This window comes from Streptomyces hydrogenans (assembly GCF_014656075.1).
Lineage (GTDB): Bacteria > Actinomycetota > Actinomycetes > Streptomycetales > Streptomycetaceae > Streptomyces > Streptomyces hydrogenans.
In genome coordinates, this window is record NZ_BNBS01000025.1 from 1 (window position 1) to 15,431 (window position 15,431).

Consider the following 15,431-nt stretch of genomic DNA (forward strand, 5'->3'; position numbering starts at 1 on the left):
GGATCAGGCCGGGTCGTCCGGCGCGTGCGATCGGCGTGCGGCCGGGGCGCCCTCGTAGCAGCGCTACTCGGGCGTTTCGGCCGTGCGGCGAGCGTGCGCGCCGGACGGGCCGGACCCGACGGGAATGGTCAGACAGGGCCTAGTCCTCGTCCTCGCCGCCTTCGAGGTCACCCTCCGTCTCCAGGAACACCTGGCGCAGGGCGGCCAGGGTCTCCGGGTCCGGCTTCTCCCACATGCCGCGGGACTCGGCCTCCAGGAGGCGCTCGGCGATGCCGTGCAGCGCCCAGGGGTTGGCCTCCTTGAGGAACGCCTGGTTCGTCTCGTCGAGGACGTACTCCTGGGTGAGCTTGTCGTACATCCAGTCGGCGACGACCCCGGTCGTGGCGTCGTAGCCGAAGAGGTAGTCGACCGTCGCCGCCAGCTCGAAGGCGCCCTTGTAGCCGTGGCGGCGCATCGCCTCGATCCAGCGCGGGTTGACCACCCGGGCCCGGAAGACCCGGGAGGTCTCCTCCACCAGCGTCCGGGTGCGGACGGTCTCCGGCCGGGTCGAGTCGCCGATGTACGCCTCGGGGGCGGTGCCGCGCAGCGCGCGGACGGTCGCCACCATGCCGCCGTGGTACTGGAAGTAGTCGTCCGAGTCGGCGATGTCGTGCTCGCGGGTGTCGGTGTTCTTCGCCGCCACCGCGATCCGCTTGTACGCCGTCTCCATCTCGGCGCGCGCCGGGCGGCCTTCGAGCCCGCGGCCGTACGCGTACCCGCCCCACACCGTGTAGACCTCGGCGAGGTCGGCGTCGGTGCGCCAGTCCCGCGAGTCGATCAGCTGGAGGATGCCGGCGCCGTAGGTGCCGGGCCGGGAGCCGAAGATGCGGGTGGTGGCCCGGCGTTCGTCGCCGTGCTCGGCGAGGTCGGCCTGGGTGTGGGCGCGGACGTGGTTGGCCTCGGCCGGCTCGTCGAGGCCCGCGACCAGCCGGACGGCGTCGTCGAGGAGGGCGATGACGTGCGGGAAGGCGTCCCGGAAGAAGCCGGAGATGCGGAGCGTGACGTCGACGCGCGGGCGGCCGAGCTCCTCCAGGGGGATCGGCTCCAGGCCGTTGACGCGGCGGGACGCCTCGTCCCACAGCGGGCGGACGCCGAGCAGGGCGAGGGCCTCGGCGACGTCGTCGCCGGCGGTGCGCATCGCGCTGGTGCCCCACAGGGAGAGGCCGACCGAGGTGGGCCACTCGCCGTTGTCCGCGCGGTAGCGCTCCAGGAGGGAGTCGGCGAGCGCCTGGCCGGTCTCCCAGGCGAGCCGGGACGGCACGGCCTTGGGGTCGACGGAGTAGAAGTTCCGGCCGGTCGGCAGCACGTTGACCAGGCCGCGCAGCGGCGAGCCGGACGGGCCCGCCGGGACGAAGCCGCCGTTCAGCGCGTGCACGGCGTGCGTCAGCTCGTCGGTGGTGGCGGCGAGGCGCGGCACGACCTGCTCGCAGGCGAAGCGGAGCACGGCCTCGACGTCCGGACCGTGCGCGGCGGCGACCGCCGGGACGGCGTCCACGGACCAGTCGGCGGCCTCCAGCGCCTCGACCAGCTCGCGGGCCTTCGCCTCCGCCTCGTCGGCGGTGGTGCGGGTCGCGGCCGACTCGTCCAGGCCGAGCGCCTCGCGCAGACCGGGCAGCGCCTGGGTGCCGCCCCAGATCTGGCGGGCGCGGAGGATGGAGAGGACCAGGTTGACCCGCTCGGGGCCGGTGGGCGCGCCGCCGAGGACGTGCAGGCCGTCGCGGATCTGGGCGTCCTTGACCTCGCACAGCCAGCCGTCGACGTGCAGCAGGAAGTCGTCGAAGCCGTCGTCCTCCGGGCGCTCCTGGAGGCCGAGGTCGTGGTCGAGCCTGGCGGCCTGGATCAGGGTCCAGATCTGGGCGCGGATCGCGGGCAGCTTCGCCGGGTCCATGGAGGAGATCTGGGCGTACTCGTCGAGCAGCTGCTCCAGGCGCGCGATGTCGCCGTACGAGTCGGCGCGGGCCATCGGCGGCACGAGGTGGTCGACGAGGGTGGCGTGGACGCGGCGCTTGGCCTGGGTGCCCTCGCCGGGGTCGTTGACGAGGAAGGGGTAGACGAGCGGCAGGTCGCCGAGGGCCGCGTCCGGGCCGCAGGCGGCGGACAGGCCGGCGTTCTTGCCGGGCAGCCACTCCAGGTTGCCGTGCTTGCCGAGGTGGACCATGGCGTCGGCGCCGAAGCCGCCGTCCTCGGCGCGCGCCGCGATCCAGCGGTAGGCGGCCAGGTAGTGGTGCGAGGGCGGCAGGTCGGGGTCGTGGTAGATCGCGATCGGGTTCTCGCCGAAGCCGCGCGGCGGCTGGATGAGGACCAGGAGGTTCCCGCGCCGCAGGGCGGCCAGCACGATGTCGCCCTCGGGGTTGCGGGAGCGGTCGAGGAACATCTCGCCGGGCGGCGGGCCCCAGTGCTCCTCGACGTGGGTCCGCAGCTCCTCGGGCAGGAGGGCGTACCAGCGCTTGTAGTCGGCGGCCGGGATGCGGACCGGGTTCTTCGCCAGCTGCTCCTCGGTGAGCCAGTCCTGGTCGTGGCCGCCGGCCTCGATGAGGGCGTGGATCAGCTCGTCGCCGTCGCCGGAGACCAGGCCCGGGAGGTCGGCCTCGGGCCCGAAGTCGTAGCCCTCCTCGATCAGCCGGCGCAGCAGGGCGACGGCGGAGGCGGGGGTGGCGAGGCCGACGGCGTTGCCGATGCGGGAGTGCTTGGTGGGGTACGCGGAGAGGACGAGCGCCAGTCGCTTCTCGGCGTTCGGGATGTGCCGCAGGCGGGCGTGGCGGACGGCGATGCCGGCGACGCGGGCGGCGCGCTCGGCGTCGGCGACGTAGGCGGGCAGGCCGTCGGCGTCGATCTCCTTGAAGGAGAACGGGACGGTGATGAGCCGGCCGTCGAACTCGGGGACGGCGACCTGGCTGGCGGCGTCCAGCGGCGACAGGCCCTCGTCGTTCTCCTCCCAGTTCGCCCGCGAGCCGGTGAGGCAGAGCGCCTGGAGGACGGGCACGTCGAGGGCGGCGAGCGCCCCGGCGTCCCAGGCCTCCTCGTCGCCGCCGGCCTGGGCGGCGGCGGGCTTGGTGCCGCCGGCGGCGAGGACGGTGGTGACGATCGCGTCGGCGCCGCGCAGGACGGCGAGCAGCTCCTCCTCGGGGGCCCGCAGGGAGGCCACGTACAGCGGGAGGGCGCGGGCTCCGGCGTCCTCGATCGCGTCGCAGAGGGCGCCGACGAAGGCGGTGTTCCCGCTCATGTGGTGGGCGCGGTAGTAGAGCACCGCGATGGCCGGGCCGGTCTCGTTCCGCGCGGTCCGCTCCAGCGGGCCCCAGGTGGGGGCGGCGGCCGGGGCCTCGAAGCCGTGGCCGGTGAGCAGGACGGTGTCGGAGAGGAAGCGGGCCAGCTGTTCGAGGTTGGCGGGGCCGCCGTGGGCGAGGTAGGCGTGCGCCTCGGTGGCGACGCCGACCGGCACGGTGGAGGCGGCCATCAGCTGGGCGTCGGGGGCCTGTTCGCCGCTGAGCACGACGACCGGCTTTCCGGCGGCGAGGACCGTGTCGAGCCCCTCCTGCCAGGAGCGGACGCCGCCGAGGAGGCGGACGACGACGAGGTCGACGCCGTCGAGCAGGCCGGGGAGGTCGGCGAGCGGGAGCCGGGAGGGGTTGGCGAAGCGGTACGCGACCGGGCCCTCGGGCGCGGCGGCGTGGGCCGCGCGGGCGCTGAGCAGGTCGGTGTCGGAGTGCGACAGCAGCAGGAGCATGGCGAGGCTCAGGCCCTTCCTCGGGGTTTCCGCGCCCCGGGTGGTCGTGGTCGGCGGGGAGTTCCTGACTCACCCGGGCCGTCGCCGGCTCGGGCTCACAGTGGCGGGACCGCGCCGGATTCTCACCGGGCTTCCTCCCCGGGGTCCTGGGACCCCATGCCGATCTGCATAGTAGAGCGTGCCGTCGGCGGGGCGGAGGGGGCCGGAGAGTCGGCCGGATCACACTCGGTGGCCGTCCGGTTCCCCGTGGGTATGCTCGCCGCCATGCCGCCGACCCCACCCACCCCGCCCGAACCGGGCGAACCTCGCATACGGGACCGGGGCGACGCGTGCCCGGGGGCGCTCCGGCTGCACGCCGCCGCCGACGGGTTCCTCGCCCGACTCCGCCTCCCCGCAGGTAGGTTGACGGCCCGTCAGGCCGTGGCGCTGGCCGCCGCGGCGGACTCCCTGGGCGACGGTCGGATCAGCGTCACCTCGCGCGGCAACGCCGAGCTGCGCGGCCTCGCCGAGAGCTGCGGCGCGGAACTCGCCGCCCTCCTCGACGCGGCCGGTCTGCTGCCCTCCCCCAGCCACGAGCGGATCCGCAACATCGTGGCCTCCCCCGCCGCCGGACTCGACGGACTCGGCCACGCCGACGTGCAGTTGTGGGCCCGCGCCCTGGACGCGGCCCTCTGCGCGGAGCCCCGCGCGGCGGCCCTCTCCGGCCGCTTCCTCTTCGTCCTCGACGACGGCCGCGGCGACGTCGCCGGACTCGGCGGCGATGTGACCTTGATCGCAGCACCGGACGGCGCCGCGACCCTCCTCGCGGGGTCCGGGGCCTTCGCCGTGCCCGCCGCCGACGCCGTCCCCGCCGCCCTCGCCTCCGCCCTCGCCTTCCTCGACGCCGCCCGCGCCGCGGGCACCGGCGCGTGGCGCCCGCGCGAGCTGCCCGCCGCACACCTCCCGGACTGGGCCGGCGCCCTGGCCCGCGCGGGGATCGCCGCGGAGCCCGTACCCTCCCCTCCCGTCCCGCCGGCGCCGGGCCCCGCGCCCGCGCCGCTCGGCGACCGCGCCCAGCACGTCCTCGCCCCGCTCGGCCGGCTGACCGCCGCCCAGCTGCGGGCCCTCGCCGACGGCGGGGCCGAGGTGCGGCTCACCCCGTGGCGCGGCGCCGTCGTGGTCGGCCCGGCCGCGGACCGGCTCCCCCTCCTGGCGGCCCGCGGCCTGATCACCGACCCGGCCGCCCCCGGCGCCGGGGTCACCGCCTGCACCGGCCTCGCCGGCTGCGCCAAGTCCCTCGCCGACGTGCGGGCGGACGCGGCGCGCGCGCCCGGCGGCCCGCTGCCCGTGCACTACTCGGGGTGCGAGCGCCGCTGCGGACACCCGCACGGCGCCCGGATCGAGGTCACCGCCCGGGACTCCGGCACGTATCTGCTGGACGGCGCCCCCGTCCCCCGTACCGCCCTGGCCGAAGCCGTCGCGGCGGCCCGCACGACATCGATGGAGAGCCGATGATGTACGAGTACGAGAAAGACGGCGCCGAGATCTACCGCCGCTCCTTCGCCACGATCCGCGCCGAGGCGGACCTCTCGGGGATGCCCGACGACGTCGCCACGGTCGCCGTCCGCATGATCCACGCCTGCGGCATGACCGACCTCGTCCGGGACATCGCGTACTCCCCCGAGGTCGTCTCCCGCGCCCGCGCCGCCCTCCGGGCGGGCGCCCCGATCCTCTGCGACGCGCAGATGGTCGCCTCCGGCGTCACCCGCAAGCGGCTGCCCGCCGACAACGAGGTGCTCTGCGCCCTCTCCGACCCGGCCGTGCCCGCCCTCGCCTCCGAGCTGGGCACCACCCGCTCCGCCGCCGCCCTCGAACTGTGGCGGGACCGCCTCGAAGGCTCCGTCGTCGCCATCGGCAACGCCCCCACCGCCCTCTTCCACCTCCTGGAGATGATCGCGAAGGGCGCGCCGAAGCCGGCCGCCGTCCTCGGCATCCCCGTCGGCTTCATCGGCGCCGCCGAGTCCAAGGAGGCCCTCGCCGCCAACGACCTCGGCCTCGACCACCTGGTGGTCCGCGGCCGGCGCGGCGGCAGCGCCATGACCGCCGCCGCCCTCAACGCCCTCGCGCACGAACCGGAGATCCAGGCATGACCACCCCCGTGACCGGCAAGCTGTACGGCGTCGGGCTCGGCCCCGGCGACCCGGAGCTCCTCACCCTCGCCGCCGTACGGGCCATCGCCGAGGCCGACGTGATCGCCTACCACTCGGCCCGCCACGGCCGCTCGATAGCGCGCTCCATCGCCGCCGGCCACCTGCGCGAGGACCACATCGAGGAGCGGCTCATGTACCCGCTCACGGTGGAGACCACCGACCACCCCGGCGGCTACCGGGGCGCCCTGGACGACTTCTACGAGGAGGCCGCGGCCCGGCTCGCCGCCCACCTCGACGCGGGCCGCACGGTCGCCGTCCTCGCCGAGGGCGACCCGCTGTTCTACGGCTCCTACCAGCACATGCACAAGCGGCTCGCCGACCGCTACGACACCACCGTCATCCCCGGCGTCACCTCCGTCAGCGCCGCCGCCGCCCGGCTCGGCGAGCCGCTGTGCGAGGCCGAGGAGGTCCTGACGATCATCCCCGGCACCCTGCCGGAGGACGAGCTGGCGGCCCGCCTCGCGGGCACCGACTCGGCGGTCGTCATGAAGCTCGGCCGCACCTTCCCCACCGTGCGGCGCGCCCTGGAGCGGGCCGGCCGGCTGGAGGACGCCCGCTACGTGGAGCGGGCGTTCATGGCGGGCGAGCGGACGGAGCGGCTCGACGAGGTGGACCCGTCGACCGTCCCGTACTTCTCCGTCGCCGTCCTGCCCTCCCGCATCGACCGGGAGAACCCGGTACGGGAGACGGGCGAGGTGACCGTCGTCGGCACCGGCCCGGCCGGCGCCCCCTGGCTGACCCCCGAGTCGCGCGGCGCGCTCGTCAACGCCGACGTGCTCGTCGGCTACACCACCTACCTCGACCGGGTGCCGGTCCTGCGCCCCGGCCAGATCCGGCACGGCTCGGACAACAAGGTCGAGTCGGAGCGCGCCGAGTTCGCCCTCGACCTGGCCCGCCGCGGCCACCGGGTCGCGGTCGTCTCCGGCGGCGACCCCGGCGTCTTCGCCATGGCCACCGCCGTCCTGGAGGTCGCCTGCGAGCCGGAGTACGCGGACGTGCCCGTACGGGTCCTCCCCGGGGTGACCGCCGCCAACGCGGCCGCCGCCGCCGCGGGCGCCCCGCTCGGCCACGACTACGCCACGATCTCCCTCTCCGACCGGCTCAAGCCCTGGGAGGTCATCGCGGCCCGGCTGCGCGCCGCCGCCGAGGCCGACCTCGTCCTCGCCCTCTACAACCCGGGCTCCCGGTCCCGCACCCACCAGGTGGCCGCGGCCCGCGACCTCCTCCTGGAGGTCCGCTCGCCCGACACCCCCGTGGTCGTCGCCCGCGACGTCGGCGGCCCGGAGCAGTCGGTGCGGGTCCTCACCCTCAAGACCCTGGACCCCTCCGAGGTCGACATGCGCACCCTGCTGCTCGTCGGCTCCTCGCAGACCCGGGCGGTCGAGCGGGGCGACGGCCGGACCATCGCGTGGACGCCCCGGCGGTACGGCTGACGGCACCCGCCGTCAGCGCGCGTCCACCCAGGCGGCGGCCTCCTCCGGGGTCGCCGCCGTCTCCACGCCCTCCGGGACCGGCGGCCGCCGGACCACGACGACCGGGATCCCGGCCTCACGGGCGGCGGTCAGCTTCGGCGCGGTCGCGGCACCACCCGAGTCCTTCGTCACCAGCACGCCGATGCCGTGGCGCGCGATCAGCTCCCGCTCGCCCTCCAGCGTGAACGGCCCCCGGTCGAGCAGGACTTCGGTCCGGGCCGGCATCGGCGCGTCGGGCGCGTCCACGGACCGCACCAGGAACCACTCCGGCCGGTCCGCGAAGGCGGCCAGCCCCATCCGGCCCGTGGTGAGGAAGACCCGGTCGCCGAGCCCGCCGAGGGCACCGGCCGCCTCCGGGAGCGAGCCCACGTCCCGCCAGTCGTCCCCGTCCCCCGGGACCCACCCGGGGCGGCGCAGCGCCAGCAGGGGAACATGGGCGGAGGCGGCCGCCCGGGCCGCGTGGAAGCTGATCCGCTCGGCGAAGGGATGGGTGGCGTCGATGACCGCGTCCACGGCGTGCTCCCGCACCCAGGCCGCCAGCCCCTCGACCCCGCCGAACCCGCCGATCCGCACCTCGCCGGCCGGCAGCCGGGGCGCCGCCACCCGCCCCGCGAGGGAACTCGTCACCCTGGTCCCGGGAGCCAGCAGCCCCGCCAGGACGCGGGCCTCGGTCGTCCCTCCGAGAATGAGTACGTGCATAGGAGCCTCTTCGTGAGTACCGGCGGCGGGCGCGAGGCCCAACTCAAGCACACCGGTCTGCGCCCCGGCTGGACGACCGGCGCCTGCGCGACGGCCGCGACGACCGCCGCGTACACGGCGCTGCTCACCGGTGACTTCCCGGACCCCGTGACGATCACCCTGCCCAAGGGACAGACGCCCGCCTTCGCCCTGACGGCGGAGTCCCTCGGCGCCGGGGAGGCCATGGCGGCGGTGGTGAAGGACGCGGGCGACGACCCGGACGTCACGCACGGCGCGGTGATCCGCGCGACGGTGCGGCTCCTGCCGCCCGGCTCCGGGGTCGTCTTCCGCGCGGGCGAGGGCGTCGGCACGGTCACCCTCCCCGGCCTCCCCCTGGAGGTCGGCGAACCGGCGATCAACCCGGTCCCCCGGCAGCTGATGCGCGAGCACGTGGCCCGGGTGGCGGCCGCGCACGGCGCCCCCGGCGACGTCGAGATCACGATCTCCGTCGACGACGGCGCCGAGATCGCCCGCTCCACCTGGAACCCCCGCATCGGCATCCTCGGCGGGCTGTCGATCCTCGGCACGACCGGCGTCGTCGTCCCCTACTCCTGCTCGGCCTGGATCGACTCCATCCGCCGCGGCGTCGACGTGGCCCGCGCGGGCGGCCTCACCCATGTCGCCGGGTGCACGGGCTCCACCTCCGAGCGCACGGTGACGGAGATCTACGACCTGCCGGAGATCGCCCTGCTCGACATGGGCGACTTCGCCGGCGCCGTCCTGAAGTACGTCCGCCGGCACCCCGTCGACCGGCTCACGGTCTGCGGCGGCTTCGCCAAGCTCTCCAAGCTGGCCGCCGGCCACCTGGACCTCCACTCGGCCCGCTCCCAGGTCGACAAGCCCTTCCTGGCGGACCTGGCCCGCGAAGCCGGCGCGGACGAGGCCCTGGCGGCGGAGGTCGCCGCCGCCAACACGGGCCTGGCCGCGCTCCGCCTCTGCGAGGCGGCGGGCGTCCCGCTGGGCGACCGGGTGGCGGCCCGGGCCCGCGACGAGGCCCTGTCGGTGCTGCGCGGCGCCCCGGTCGCGGTCGACGTGATCTGCATCGACCGCGCGGGCGTCGTCGTGGGCCGCTCGCAGCCCGCCGGACCGTGATCCCGGCCCGGTAAAAGATCACGACAGGCGGCGGGGCGCGGCGCAGAATGCCGCCATGTCCCCTTTCTCCGCCAAGCCCACCCTCATCGGCGACCTGGTGCTGCTCCGGCCCGTCACGGAGGACGACGTGCCCGCGCTGATGCCGGTGCTCGACGATCCGGAGGTGACCCGGCTGACCGGGTCCCACACGGCCTTCGACGAGCCCGCGCTGCGGGCCTGGTACGGCTCGCGGGCCGTGGCGGACGACCGGCTCGACCTCGCCGTGGTGGAGCGGGCGACGGGGCGGGTGGTCGGCGAGGCGGTGCTGAACGAGTGGGACCCCGGCAACGAGAGCTGCGCCTTCCGGATCGCCCTCGGCCCCGGCGCCGCGGGGCGGGGCCTCGGGACCGAGGCGACCCGCCTGATCGTCGGCCACGCCTTCGGGGCGCTGGGCCTGTACCGCGTCTGGCTGGAGGTGTACGCCTTCAACCCGCGCGCCCGCCGCGCCTACGAGAAGGCCGGGTTCACGGCGGAGGGCGTGCTGCGCGGCGCGCTGCTGTGGGAGGGCGAGCGGGTCGACGCCACCGTGATGTCGGTCCTGGCGCCGGAGTGGGCGGCGGCGCGGGGGGAACGCGCGGCACCTCCGTCACGGGCGGGATCCCGTCAGGGGCGGGGCGCCGGGTAGCCGATCTCGGCGATGTCCTCGGCCAGGTCTTCGAGGGTCACGTCGGCGTTGAGCGCGGCGACGAGCTCCGGGGTGAGCGGGCGCAGGGCCAGGACGTGGCGGACGGCCTCGATCGCGACGGGGGTCTCGTAGTAGTCCGCGGCCCACTCCGCGTACGCCTCGGGGGTGCCGTCCACGAGCAGGTGGAGGAGGCGGCCGGAGCCGTCGGGGTCCGGGTGGCCGTCCAGGTCGGGGAAGGCGACCGGGCCGGTGCGCCAGGCGGTGTCCGCGGGCTCGCGCCACAGGCAGGCGGTGGTCACGTGGACGTCGTCCTCGTCCAGGAAGGCGGGTTCGGTGAGGTACTCCCGGAAGGCGTCCGGGACGCCGTCGAGCACGCCGGGCCAGGTCGCGCCGTCGGCGAGGGGGCCGTACGGGCTCAGCGGCGACTCGTGGTCGAAGACGCGGGCGAAGGCTCCGGCCGGGGAGAGCACGATCGTGTACTCGCCGCCCTGGCCGTCCTTCATCGACGCCAGCTGCTCGGTCTCGGACCAGTGCGCGTCGAAGGAGTAGTACCGGCCCTCCCAGGCGGGGCTGAGCACGGCGTCCAGCATCGCGAGGCCCCGGGAGCGGTCGCGCAGTTCCTCGATGCCCGGCAGCGCCCGGGCCACGTCGTAGACGGTCATGGGTCCCATTCAAGTGGGTGGCACCGACGTGCGGCGCATCGCCCCCGAACCTAGGCTTACCCCCACGAAACCCCCGCGAGAGAGGGAGTCCCATGGCGAAGCGCGGCAACAAGAGGCGGGCCCGCAAGAAGAAGAAGGCGAACCACGGCAAGCGGCCCAACGCCTGAACCGTGGCGAGGACGGAGGCCGGACCGGTCACGGGTCCGGCCTCCGGCGCGTCAGCAGCTGTGGCGGTCCCGGGCCGGGTCGTAGAGGTGGCTGTCGCGGAACTCCGAGGCGGCCAGCGTGCGGCCGACGACGATGACGGCCGTCTTGGTGATGCCGGCCTCCTTCACCTGGGCGGCGATGTCCGCGAGGGTGCCGCGCAGGACGACCTCGTCGGGGCGGCTGGCCATGGCGACGACGGCGGCCGGGCAGTCCTCGCCGTAGTGCGGGACCAGCTCGGAGACGATCCGGTCGGCGTAGCGGGCGCCGAGGTGCAGGACGAGCAGGGCGCCGCTGCGGCCGAGGGTGGCGAGGTCCTCGCCCTCCGGCATGGGGGTGGCCTGCTGGGCGACGCGGGTGAGGATGACGGTCTGGCCGACGGTCGGGACGGTCAGCTCCCGCTTGAGGGCGGCCGCGGCGGCCGCGAAGGCCGGGACGCCGGGCACGACCTCGTACGGGATGCCCGCCGCGTCGAGGCGTCGCATCTGCTCGGCCATGGCGGAGAAGACGGACGGGTCGCCGGAGTGCAGCCGGGCCACGTCCTGGCCGGCCTCGTGGGCGGCGGTGATCTCCGCGACGATCTCGTCCAGGTGCATCTTCGCGGTGTCGACGAGCCGCGCGTCCGGCGGGCACTCGGCGAGCAGCTCGCGGGGGACGAGGGAGCCGGCGTAGAGGCAGACCCCGCAGGAGGCGAGGGTGCGGGCGCCGCGCACGGTGATGAGGTCGGCGGCGCCGGGGCCCGCGCCGATGAAGTAGACGGTCATGCCTCTGGAGAACCCTTCGTTACGGACCATTGCGTGACGGGCATCGCGGTGCGCCAGCCGGTGAAGCCGCCGACGGGGACGGCGGCGGAGACCGCGAGCCGGATCAGTTCGCCGCCGTGGCGGCGGTGGCGGTCGGCGAGCACCGCCTCGGATTCGAGCGTCACGGTGTTGGCGACGAGCCGGCCGCCGGCGGGGAGCGCGTCCCAGCAGGCGTCGAGCAGGCCGGGGACGGTGAGTCCGCCGCCGATGAAGACGGCGTCGGGGACGGGCAGGCCGGCGAGCGCGGCGGGCGCCGGGCCGGTGACCACGCGGAGGGCGGGGACGCCGAGGGCGGCGGCGTTGCGGGTGATGCGGTCGGCCCGTTCGGGCGAGCGCTCGACGGCGATCGCCCGGCAGTCGCGGTGGGCCCGCATCCACTCGATGCCGATGGAGCCGGAGCCGCCGCCGACGTCCCAGAGCAGTTCGCCGGGGGCGGGGGCGAGCGCGGCGAGGGTCGCGGCGCGGACGTACCGCTTGGTGAGCTGCCCGTCGTGCTCGTACGCCTCGTCGGGCAGGCCGGGGGTGGCGCCGAGCCGCAGCGTGCCGGGGTCGCGGACGCAGTCGAGGGCGAGGACGTGCAGGGCGTCGGCGCGGGCGTGCGGCCAGTCGGCGGCGGTGCCGTCGAGGAGGTGCTCGGCGGGCCCGCCGAGCTGGGCGAGGACCCGGATCCGGGTGCCGGCCCAGCCGGCCTCGCGGAGCAGCGCCGCGACCCGGGCCGGGGTCTCGGGGCCCTCGCCGAGGAGGAGGAGCCTGCGGCCGGGGTGGAGGGCGGCGCGGAGCGCGTCGAGCGGGCGGGCGACGAGCGAGAGCGTCTCGACGGCCTCCAGGGGCCAGCCGAGGCGGGCGCAGGCGTACGAGACGGAGGACGGGTGCGGGTGGACGGCGAGCTCCCGGTCCCCGGCGGTCTCGGCGAGGGTGCGGGCGATCCCGTAGAAGGAGGGGTCTCCGCTGGCGAGGACGGCGGTCCGGCGGCCGGCGTGGGCGGCGAGCAGTCCGGGGACGGCGGGGCGGAGCGGGGAGGGCCAGGGGACGCGCTCGCCCGGGCAGTCGTCCGCGGGGAGGAGGTCCAGCTGGCGGGGGCCTCCGAGGAGCACCTCGGCGGCGCGCAGGGCACGGCGGGAGCTCTCGGGGAGCCCGTCCCAGCCGTCCGCGCCGATTCCGACGACCGATATCGCACCGTTCACGTCGGCGACTCTACGTGAGGGGTGCGGGCGGGCGGCACGTGGCGGCGCTCACTCCGGGGGCCGCGCGGGACTCTTCGCGGGGTTCGCACGGGGCTCGCCGCGGGGTCCGCGCGGGGCTCGCCGCGGAGTTCGCGCGGGGCTCGCCGCGGAGTTCGCGCGGGGTTCGCTGAGGGGTTCGCGCGGGGCTCGCCCGGCGGGTGGCCCGGCCTCACTTCGGGGCGTGCTGTCCGACGTAGAAGAGGAGCCAGACGAAGCCGGCGAAGGCGTGGGTGGCGAAGACGTAGACGAAGACGCGGAGCATCACGCCCCGTTCCTTCCAGCCCTCGTCGTCGTGCGTCTTCTCGCTCATGGCGCCCAGGGTACGGGGCGGAATACGGGGGCGGGTGGCACCGTTGGACGAGATGATTTAAGCTTCAACTACTACAACGGAACGCGAGAGGTGACCACGATGCAGTTCGGGATCTTCACCGTCGGCGACGTGACGACCGACCCCACCACCGGCCGCACCCCCACCGAGCACGAGCGCATCAAGAACACGGTCGCCATCGCGCTCAAGGCCGAGGAGGTCGGGCTCGACGTCTTCGCGACCGGCGAGCACCACAACCCGCCGTTCGTCCCGTCCTCCCCCACCACCCTCCTCGGGCACATCGCGGCCCGCACCGAGAACCTGATCCTCTCCACGTCCACGACCCTCATCACCACCAACGACCCGGTGAAGATCGCCGAGGACTACGCCACGCTCCAGCACCTCGCCGACGGCCGCGTCGACCTGATGATGGGCCGCGGCAACACCGGCCCGGTCTACCCGTGGTTCGGGCAGGACATCCGCCAGGGCATCCCGCTCGCCATCGAGAACTACGCGCTCCTCCACAAGCTGTGGAGGGAGGACGTGGTCGACTGGGAGGGCAAGTTCCGCAGCGCGCTCCAGGGCTTCACCTCCACCCCGCGCCCGCTCGACGGCGTCCCGCCGTTCGTCTGGCACGGCTCCATCCGCTCCCCGGAGATCGCCGAGCAGGCCGCGTACTACGGCGACGGCTTCTTCGCCAACCACATCTTCTGGCCCAAGCAGCACACCGAGAAGATGGTCCGCCTCTACCGCCAGCGGTACGCGCACTACGGCCACGGCACCGAGGAGCAGGCCATCGTCGGCCTCGGCGGTCAGGTCTTCATGCGGAAGAACTCCCAGGACGCCGTACGGGAGTTCCGCCCGTACTTCGACAACGCGCCGGTCTACGGCCACGGGCCCTCCCTGGAGGACTTCAGCAGCCAGACCCCGCTGACCGTCGGCTCCCCGCAGGAGGTCATCGAACGCACCCTGTCCTTCCGCGAGTACGTCGGCGACTACCAGCGCCAGCTCTTCCTCGTCGACCACGCCGGACTGCCGCTCAAGACGGTCCTGGAACAGCTCGACATCCTCGGCGAGGAGGTCGTCCCCGTCCTCCGCAAGGAGTTCGCGAACCTCCGCCCGGCCGGCGTCCCGGCCACCGCCCCGCTCCACCCCGCCGTCCTCGCCTCCAAGGAGGTCTGACGCCATGCAGACCCTGAAGCTCGTCGCCGTGTCCGCCGGCCTGAGCAGCCCCTCCTCCACCCGGCTGCTCGCCGACCGGCTGACCCAGGCGACCCGCTACCGGCTCGCCGAGCAGGAGTACGCGGTCGACGTCGAGGTCGTCGAACTCCGCGACCTCGCGGTCGACATCGCGCACCACTTCGTCACCGGCTTCCCGTCGGAGGCGCTCCAGGGAGCGATCGACAAGGTGACGGGCGCGGACGGCGTCATCGCGGTGACGCCCGTCTTCACCGCCTCCTACAGCGGCCTGTTCAAGTCCTTCTTCGACCTCGTCGACCCGGCGGCCCTCACCGGCACGCCGGTCCTCCTCGGCGCGACCGGCGGCACCGCCCGCCACTCCCTGGTCCTCGACCACGCGCTGCGCCCGCTCTTCGCCTACCTGCGGGCCCGGATCTCCTCCACCGCCGTCTACGCGGCCTCGGAGGACTGGGGCAGCGGTGGCGACGAGTACACCGAGGGGCTGCCCGCCCGGATCACCAGGGCGGGGCAGGAGTTCGCCGAACTGATCGCGGCGGCGGAGCGCCGGGCCGGCGACGGCGAGGAGGAGCTCGTCCCCTTCGAGAAGCAATTGGCCGACCTCAGGCTGGACTGACCGTTTTGTTAGGTTGGGAGGGAAGTATCCCGACGACGGACGGAGGTCGGCGATGGCCGGCGGCAGGATCGTGGTGGGCGTGGACGGCTCGGAACCGTCCCTCAAGGCGCTGAAGTGGGCGGCCGCCCAGGCCGCCCTCACCGGGGACACCCTCCACGCGGTGATCAGCTGGGAGTACCCGGCGTCCTGGGCGACGCTGATGCCCGGCGTACCCCCCGAGTTCGACCCCGAGCGGCTCGCGAAGCAGATCCTCGACCAGTCCCTCGACGAGGCGCTGACCCCCGCCGAGGCGGCCGCCGTCACCCGGACGGTCGTGGGCGGCAACGCGGCCCAGGCGCTGATCGACCAGGCGGAGGGCGCGGAGCTGCTGGTGGTGGGGGACCGGGGCTACAGCGGCTTCAAGGCCGCCGTCCTCGGCTCCGTCTCCTCCAACGTCACCCAGCACGCCCCCTGCCCCGTCGTGGTCGTCCGGGGCGCCTGACACCCGGCCGGGCCCGCACC

The 15,431-nt window shown here is 75.1% G+C and carries 15 protein-coding genes and 1 riboswitch; of the genes, 9 read left to right on the top strand and 6 right to left on the bottom strand.

Features of this window, described 5'->3' with window-relative positions:
- Window positions 1-139: 139 nt before the first annotated feature.
- Window positions 140-3,763, bottom strand: coding sequence for a cobaltochelatase subunit CobN (gene cobN, locus IE321_RS13430; protein ID WP_190223031.1), 3,624 nt, complete (start codon window positions 3,761-3,763; stop codon window positions 140-142).
- 38 nt (window positions 3,764-3,801) lie between these two features.
- A riboswitch (cobalamin riboswitch) is annotated at window positions 3,802-3,939 on the bottom strand.
- 76 nt (window positions 3,940-4,015) lie between these two features.
- On the opposite strand from cobN, the gene IE321_RS13435 reads away from it, so the two are divergent.
- Genes IE321_RS13435 through IE321_RS13445 form a run of 3 tightly spaced genes read left to right on the top strand, consistent with a single transcriptional unit; the run spans window position 4,016 to window position 7,385 of the window.
- The gene (locus IE321_RS13435) at window positions 4,016-5,257 is read left to right on the top strand and encodes a ferredoxin-like domain-containing protein (RefSeq protein WP_190223032.1); all 1,242 of its coding nucleotides are present in this window, start codon (window positions 4,016-4,018) and stop codon (window positions 5,255-5,257) included.
- Entirely contained in the window at window positions 5,257-5,892 is a 636-nt protein-coding gene (locus IE321_RS13440; RefSeq protein ID WP_190223076.1) for a precorrin-8X methylmutase, read from the top strand. Before IE321_RS13435 ends, IE321_RS13440 begins: the two co-directional genes overlap by 1 nt.
- Window positions 5,889-7,385, top strand: a complete 1,497-nt coding sequence (locus IE321_RS13445) for a precorrin-2 C(20)-methyltransferase (protein WP_190223033.1) — start codon at window positions 5,889-5,891, stop codon at window positions 7,383-7,385. The genes IE321_RS13440 and IE321_RS13445 overlap by 4 nt, the downstream gene beginning before the upstream one ends.
- Before the next feature lie 12 nt (window positions 7,386-7,397).
- On the opposite strand, the gene IE321_RS13450 is transcribed toward IE321_RS13445, so the two are convergent.
- The gene (locus IE321_RS13450; RefSeq protein WP_043227437.1) at window positions 7,398-8,123 is read right to left on the bottom strand and encodes a cobalt-precorrin-6A reductase; all 726 of its coding nucleotides are present in this window, start codon (window positions 8,121-8,123) and stop codon (window positions 7,398-7,400) included.
- A 12-nt stretch (window positions 8,124-8,135) separates the two neighbouring features.
- Between IE321_RS13450 and IE321_RS13455 the strand changes: the two genes are divergently transcribed.
- Together IE321_RS13455 and IE321_RS13460 are read left to right on the top strand one after the other, a co-directional pair.
- Window positions 8,136-9,254: a cobalt-precorrin-5B (C(1))-methyltransferase gene (locus tag IE321_RS13455; RefSeq protein ID WP_190223034.1), complete on the top strand. Its 1,119-nt coding sequence runs from the start codon at window positions 8,136-8,138 to the stop codon at window positions 9,252-9,254.
- Window positions 9,255-9,309: 55 nt separating this feature from the next.
- Entirely contained in the window at window positions 9,310-9,918 is a 609-nt protein-coding gene (locus IE321_RS13460; RefSeq protein WP_190223035.1) for a GNAT family N-acetyltransferase, read from the top strand.
- On the opposite strand, the gene IE321_RS13465 is transcribed toward IE321_RS13460, so the two are convergent.
- Entirely contained in the window at window positions 9,897-10,580 is a 684-nt protein-coding gene (locus IE321_RS13465) for a hypothetical protein (RefSeq protein WP_226652146.1), read from the bottom strand. The two genes, IE321_RS13460 and IE321_RS13465, sit on opposite strands and share 22 nt — an antisense overlap.
- Before the next feature lie 92 nt (window positions 10,581-10,672).
- Here IE321_RS13465 and IE321_RS43180 point away from each other — a divergent pair, with 92 nt between their 5' ends.
- Window positions 10,673-10,747, top strand: coding sequence for a 50S ribosomal protein bL37 (locus IE321_RS43180; protein WP_100661309.1), 75 nt, complete (start codon window positions 10,673-10,675; stop codon window positions 10,745-10,747).
- Window positions 10,748-10,798: 51 nt separating this feature from the next.
- Here the strand turns inward: IE321_RS43180 and cobM are convergent, their stop codons facing one another.
- The 3 genes from cobM to IE321_RS13480 all read right to left on the bottom strand — a co-directional run bounded on the left by cobM (window position 10,799) and on the right by IE321_RS13480 (window position 13,120).
- Window positions 10,799-11,548: a precorrin-4 C(11)-methyltransferase gene (cobM, locus tag IE321_RS13470; protein WP_190223037.1), complete on the bottom strand. Its 750-nt coding sequence runs from the start codon at window positions 11,546-11,548 to the stop codon at window positions 10,799-10,801.
- Window positions 11,545-12,771 (bottom strand): precorrin-6y C5,15-methyltransferase (decarboxylating) subunit CbiE, encoded by a 1,227-nt coding sequence (gene cbiE / locus IE321_RS13475; RefSeq protein WP_190223038.1) that lies wholly within the window; start codon window positions 12,769-12,771, stop codon window positions 11,545-11,547. Before cbiE ends, cobM begins: the two co-directional genes overlap by 4 nt.
- A gap of 208 nt (window positions 12,772-12,979) precedes the next feature.
- Complete coding sequence (locus IE321_RS13480; protein WP_190223039.1) at window positions 12,980-13,120, bottom strand: DUF6126 family protein; 141 nt, start codon at window positions 13,118-13,120, stop codon at window positions 12,980-12,982.
- A gap of 99 nt (window positions 13,121-13,219) precedes the next feature.
- Between IE321_RS13480 and IE321_RS13485 the strand changes: the two genes are divergently transcribed.
- From IE321_RS13485 to IE321_RS13495, 3 genes are read left to right on the top strand one after another with little or no spacing between them, the layout of a single operon-like run.
- On the top strand, window positions 13,220-14,299 hold the full coding sequence (locus IE321_RS13485; protein WP_043227470.1) for an LLM class flavin-dependent oxidoreductase: 1,080 nt from the start codon (window positions 13,220-13,222) through the stop codon (window positions 14,297-14,299).
- A gap of 4 nt (window positions 14,300-14,303) precedes the next feature.
- Complete coding sequence (locus IE321_RS13490) at window positions 14,304-14,930, top strand: FMN reductase (protein WP_043227423.1); 627 nt, start codon at window positions 14,304-14,306, stop codon at window positions 14,928-14,930.
- Window positions 14,931-14,982: 52 nt separating this feature from the next.
- Complete coding sequence (locus IE321_RS13495) at window positions 14,983-15,411, top strand: universal stress protein (protein ID WP_190223040.1); 429 nt, start codon at window positions 14,983-14,985, stop codon at window positions 15,409-15,411.
- Window positions 15,412-15,431: the final 20 nt, after the last annotated feature.

Excerpts from the sequence above, each read along its gene's own strand:
- cobN (WP_190223031.1), bottom strand. The coding sequence starts at position 3,763 with ATGCTCCTGCTGCTGTCGCACTCCGACACCGACCTGCTCAGCGCCCGC.
- IE321_RS13435 (WP_190223032.1), top strand. The coding sequence starts at position 4,016 with ATGCTCGCCGCCATGCCGCCGACCCCACCCACCCCGCCCGAACCGGGC.
- IE321_RS13440 (WP_190223076.1), top strand. The coding sequence starts at position 5,257 with ATGTACGAGTACGAGAAAGACGGCGCCGAGATCTACCGCCGCTCCTTC.
- IE321_RS13445 (WP_190223033.1), top strand. The coding sequence starts at position 5,889 with ATGACCACCCCCGTGACCGGCAAGCTGTACGGCGTCGGGCTCGGCCCC.
- IE321_RS13450 (WP_043227437.1), bottom strand. The coding sequence starts at position 8,123 with ATGCACGTACTCATTCTCGGAGGGACGACCGAGGCCCGCGTCCTGGCG.
- IE321_RS13460 (WP_190223035.1), top strand. The coding sequence starts at position 9,310 with ATGTCCCCTTTCTCCGCCAAGCCCACCCTCATCGGCGACCTGGTGCTG.
- IE321_RS13465 (WP_226652146.1), bottom strand. The coding sequence starts at position 10,580 with ATGACCGTCTACGACGTGGCCCGGGCGCTGCCGGGCATCGAGGAACTG.
- cobM (WP_190223037.1), bottom strand. The coding sequence starts at position 11,548 with ATGACCGTCTACTTCATCGGCGCGGGCCCCGGCGCCGCCGACCTCATC.
- IE321_RS13480 (WP_190223039.1), bottom strand. The coding sequence starts at position 13,120 with ATGAGCGAGAAGACGCACGACGACGAGGGCTGGAAGGAACGGGGCGTG.
- IE321_RS13485 (WP_043227470.1), top strand. The coding sequence starts at position 13,220 with ATGCAGTTCGGGATCTTCACCGTCGGCGACGTGACGACCGACCCCACC.
- IE321_RS13490 (WP_043227423.1), top strand. The coding sequence starts at position 14,304 with ATGCAGACCCTGAAGCTCGTCGCCGTGTCCGCCGGCCTGAGCAGCCCC.
- IE321_RS13495 (WP_190223040.1), top strand. The coding sequence starts at position 14,983 with ATGGCCGGCGGCAGGATCGTGGTGGGCGTGGACGGCTCGGAACCGTCC.